This window comes from Chroococcidiopsis cubana SAG 39.79, from assembly GCF_003991895.1.
Taxonomy (GTDB): domain Bacteria; phylum Cyanobacteriota; class Cyanobacteriia; order Cyanobacteriales; family Chroococcidiopsidaceae; genus Chroococcidiopsis; species Chroococcidiopsis thermalis.
In genome coordinates, this window is sequence record NZ_RSCK01000209.1 from 1 (window position 1) to 4154 (window position 4154).

Sequence of the window (4154 nt, forward strand, 5' to 3'; positions counted from 1 at the left end):
AGACGCTTATTTCTCCATAAAAGTATTTGTTCCAGAATATCACTTTAAGCTTGGTATAAATTTAGATGCGTTTGCCCTGCGGTTGTACCTTCTTACCAGCTTCCACAAACGCCGCATAATCCGCAAAATCATCTAGGAATGCAGCTTTAATCTGGTTAGCTATGGTTTCAGGTAAATCAGCCATTAACTGTTCCAACTTCTTACGCCGCATCTCTTCTGTGGGAAACAGTAAAGCTAACTCAAGTTGTTTCTGTAGCCGTGGGTACTTCTCAAACTTATCCAAATCTTTGCGATGGCGCTGAACTCGTAACTCTCCAACCACACTCTCTAATAATTCCATCTCTCGCATATCCATCTCTTTATCTCCAAATAAATCTAACTGGGTTATAGACCAGGTTGTTGTAATACTTCTTCTTCATTTCCTCGTATTCTTCCTGTGAAGGTCTTACGGGGTGAAGTGGAACCGCATCGCTCAAATATTTATCAATGTTCTTCTTATTGCGTTTATTAAACTCACATGCCACTATGACCCAACCTTCAGCCTTGAGTTGTTTGATACCCTCAACACGAACCAGCTTTACTGTCCGAGCCTTGTTCATCAACACCAATGCTGGGTCGTCAATACGTCCAATTAAGGCATCAAAGATATTTGCTGGACGACACCCTTCAGCCACCTGGAATTTACAAGTGATGGAGAGTTGCCAGCTATCGTATTCCTGTTGTCGTAGTTGTTGATTGGCTACGATATCGCTCACGTAACCGCGTGTAACTGGTGGTGTTAGGTGCAGTGGTGGTATTTCAATCCTCATCTTGTACACCTCCAAGCCATGCTTCAAAGTCGTCTAGTGATTCTTCCACTTCAAGTGCAGGTTCGACCACAGTTGGTGTTGCATTCCATTTGAGTCTTTCCGCATACTCTCTTTCCCACTCCTCACGACTCTCTCTGCGCTCCTCTCTAAACTTCCTTAGCAACTCCTCAGCTTCGGCGTACAACGCAGCTTCATCAGCCTTTGTTCGTTTCTTGGGACGGCTGTTAATACGCTTCTCAAGAGCTTCAATTCGACTTAATAGGCTAGAGTTGGTTCTCATTCAATTCACCTGCTAAACGCGCTTCTAGGGCTTCTAAACGTGCTTTGAAGTTCTCCATGTCCTGAGCTTTTGAGGCATATTCTAGGAGCAACCGTGAAGCACTTAATTTGACGTTGGCTACTTTTGTATCCCCCACAAAACCATCGACAGGTAAATCTCTCATCTCCCGTACAACAGCCGTAGTTGATAAACACTCATCTACCAAACGGTTAGCAACCATACTCCAGATAAATTCTCTTCCCGTTCGCATAGCCTCAATAAATGCAGGCTTTTGTCTCCAACGCATCAACGTTGTAGGGTGTATATTTAGGTCTTCACAAATCTCTCCAGGTGTAGCCCCTTGTACAAACTTTGCTACGGCTACTAACTCCCTGTCTGTTAAACCTGATTGGTCACGTTTTTTCATATTTCTTTTGCAAACTACTGCTATTTCTTGCAGAATGCTGCATCTATAGACTATTTTAGCCTATTTTTAGTGTATTTTGTGTACTGTATACGGTATACAAAAAAAGAAAGTTGTCTAGGGTGTTAGATTTGTCAGAATGTCAAAACTAACGCAACTACACCAATAAAAAAGCAGCCCTCAGAGACGGTGGAGGAACTGCTTTAGCGAGACATTATGATGGAGAACCAAAGAAAAGCGGAAGAAGCGCGGCTATATGTTGCCGAAGTTCATATAAGATTTATCATATATAAGACTAGTCTAGCAAATACTGTGGTTAAGGTTGAACCGCTAATTTCTATTAAGATTTTGTCGTAGGCTTGCTTATAATTGTTATTCCTGATACATAATCAGTAAGTAGATAAATCTTTACTATTAGCCTCTTGGCACTAACACAGGAGGCTTTGCTTTGACTAACTCATCAAATACAGGTTCAGGTATAGCAGCCATCGCTTGATAGTTGGAAGATTGGTCAGGTGTGATACCAAGGTCTGCTAGTTTAACCCTATCGACTCTAACGATAGGGTCAGGATTTCCCCCCACATCCATTTTCCCGTTCTCTTTTATATCAACAATCTTCTCACCAATCCTACGCTTGCATCGAATAGATATAACATGAGCCATTCTTTCTGCTTCTGGTTTGGATATGCTTACGGGATTAGCACACCTTTATAAATGCTTACAGGCACATGGGGACAAATCTCAGGATAGGTGTGTGGAAACTCAGCATTAGCTAAACCTTCAGCAGGAGGAATTATTAATGCTTATTGCTGTGATAAATTCACGTTGGCAAACGCCGCTCCCTACTGAAGAGAATGTCACAACTCCAGTTGATGTTTACGGGTACTACGGTAGGTGGATGCTAATTACACGCTATCGCTTAGGGGATGCTATTGTTCTTGCCCGTAGAGCTGGCGCACTGAATCTGTTTGTGTTTCCGCAGGATGTTGACCCTAGAGACGGTCGCTTGTGAGTTGTCCCACATTACAGGCTGGTGGCTGAGACTCTTATATGCACCATAGTGAGGAAATTTGTGCTACGGAAAGTATAATGTAACAGTTTTTTAAGTAACATAGAGTATATGCTTTAGGATGTATTACTTAAGACAGAGGTTAGCAGCTATAAATGTTAGGAGGTTTCGTTTGTCGTGGACAGTCAGTTTGACAATTCCAAACAGGTTTTAGTTCTAGCAGTTGAAGATGGTGCGGACAACTTAGAACTGATGATTCAGGTATTGGAGATAATAGGCTTTCCACTCGTTACTGCTACTGATGGTCGAACTGCAATAGCTATGGCACAGCAACACCAGCCCGACTTGATTTTGTTGGATATGGTGCTACCTGATATGACTGGTGTAGAAGTTGCTCAGCGTCTCAAGCAAGACTCTCGGACAGCAAAAATACCAATCGTTGCTGTGACTGCTATGGTCGCAGAAGAAGAGAAAGGACAGTATTTATCAGCAGGTTGTATTGACTTCGTGGCAAAACCTTACGATATTGAATTTCTGGAAACAGTGATTAAGCGTTATGTTTCCTAGACACAAAGTACTAACCGTTTCATAATCTCTTCTGAATTTCCGAGAGTGGTCGTAGTGATAGATACAACATTTTGCTGGTTAACTTTCGATAGAAGCTAGTCGTAGCAGGATTAGATATTCTTTGCTTATAACCTTTGCTTGTAACATCATGCCTGAAGTTACAGTGTTTACTTGCTTGGAACAACAAGTCCTAAAGTTACAAGAACAAGGAATCAAAATAGAGCAATTGGGTAAGAGAATACAAGAACATAGCGACCAATTAGCATTGGAACACGGTCAACTGATTGAGGAATGCGGTCAGGTGATTCAACAGAAGGCAGAAGAGGTAGATATCTATCTCGAAATAGTAGTAGAACTAACAGAAGAAGCACAAACCAACACCGAAGTAGCGATTAATTTGGACGAATATCATACAGAATTGATAACGTTCATTTCACGGTTGCAATTGGAAGCAAGAATTGCATTTGTTCAAGCACTTGTCATTTTCTCTCAGATGATGCAAAGAAGAATCGAGTTAGTCGGAAAGCATCTGTAGTTATGTGTTCTTAACTTTACAACCGCTTATGACAATTAATTCATTCTATTGGTTGAGGAGAAGTACGTTGCCGTGCAGAAATATCAAATAAGCTAGTACATAGGCGTTTCATACTCTTCCTACCGCAACGCTAGTTGGTAGGAATTTTATTAGGTGCATACCAGCAATTGAAGCTACTGACCTTCAAGAAATCAAAGGATATTCATGAATTCATAAGCTAGATGTGACGACGTATAACTTCCTCTAACTCTTCAAATTCAATTGGTTTTCCCAGCCAGTCATCAAAACCTGCTGAGAGAAAGTACTCTCGATTTTCGTTCATTCCTGTGACAGCAATTACTGGAATCTCTCTTGTTTGTGGGTTTTTTCTCAGTCGCTTGAGAACTTCCATGCCGTCTAACTCAGGCATCATGATATCCAGTAGGATTAAATCTGGTTGATGTTGCTGCGCCATTTCTATAGCATTCTGACCATGTTAGTACTACAGTTGTAGATAATTGTTAGAATAGGATAGAAGTGCGATTGCGATTGCTGTGATGTTTCAACAAGCT

Annotated in this window: 9 protein-coding genes; 3 read left to right on the forward strand and 6 right to left on the reverse strand. The window is 41.3% G+C overall.

The window, feature by feature from the left end; genetic code table 11:
• Positions 1–61: 61 nt before the first annotated feature.
• The 5 genes from DSM107010_RS37100 to DSM107010_RS37120 all read right to left on the reverse strand — a co-directional run bounded on the left by DSM107010_RS37100 (position 62) and on the right by DSM107010_RS37120 (position 2155).
• Positions 62–355 (reverse strand): hypothetical protein, encoded by a 294-nt coding sequence (locus DSM107010_RS37100; RefSeq protein WP_106170442.1) that lies wholly within the window; start codon positions 353–355, stop codon positions 62–64.
• 4 nt (positions 356–359) lie between these two features.
• Positions 360–809 (reverse strand): hypothetical protein, encoded by a 450-nt coding sequence (locus DSM107010_RS37105; RefSeq protein WP_106170444.1) that lies wholly within the window; start codon positions 807–809, stop codon positions 360–362.
• The gene (locus tag DSM107010_RS37110; protein WP_106170446.1) at positions 799–1089 is read right to left on the reverse strand and encodes a hypothetical protein; all 291 of its coding nucleotides are present in this window, start codon (positions 1087–1089) and stop codon (positions 799–801) included. Before DSM107010_RS37110 ends, DSM107010_RS37105 begins: the two co-directional genes overlap by 11 nt.
• A complete protein-coding gene (locus DSM107010_RS37115; protein WP_106170448.1) occupies positions 1073–1495 on the reverse strand; it encodes a hypothetical protein in 423 nt (140 codons plus the stop codon). The genes DSM107010_RS37110 and DSM107010_RS37115 overlap by 17 nt, the downstream gene beginning before the upstream one ends.
• Positions 1496–1906: 411 nt before the next feature.
• On the reverse strand, positions 1907–2155 hold the full coding sequence (locus tag DSM107010_RS37120; RefSeq protein ID WP_106170450.1) for a hypothetical protein: 249 nt from the start codon (positions 2153–2155) through the stop codon (positions 1907–1909).
• Positions 2156–2291: 136 nt separating this feature from the next.
• Here DSM107010_RS37120 and DSM107010_RS37125 point away from each other — a divergent pair, with 136 nt between their 5' ends.
• The 3 genes from DSM107010_RS37125 (at position 2292) to DSM107010_RS37135 (ending at position 3603) form a co-directional block, all read left to right on the forward strand.
• Positions 2292–2504: a hypothetical protein gene (locus DSM107010_RS37125; RefSeq protein WP_127025355.1), complete on the forward strand. Its 213-nt coding sequence runs from the start codon at positions 2292–2294 to the stop codon at positions 2502–2504.
• A 174-nt stretch (positions 2505–2678) separates the two neighbouring features.
• Positions 2679–3068, forward strand: a complete 390-nt coding sequence (locus DSM107010_RS37130) for a response regulator (RefSeq protein ID WP_219889115.1) — start codon at positions 2679–2681, stop codon at positions 3066–3068.
• Between the two features lie 148 nt (positions 3069–3216).
• A complete protein-coding gene (locus DSM107010_RS37135) occupies positions 3217–3603 on the forward strand; it encodes a hypothetical protein (RefSeq protein WP_106170453.1) in 387 nt (128 codons plus the stop codon).
• 217 nt (positions 3604–3820) lie between these two features.
• Here DSM107010_RS37135 and DSM107010_RS37140 read toward each other — a convergent pair whose 3' ends face one another.
• The gene (locus DSM107010_RS37140; protein ID WP_258184063.1) at positions 3821–4063 is read right to left on the reverse strand and encodes a response regulator; all 243 of its coding nucleotides are present in this window, start codon (positions 4061–4063) and stop codon (positions 3821–3823) included.
• Between the last annotated feature and the right edge of the window lie 91 nt (positions 4064–4154).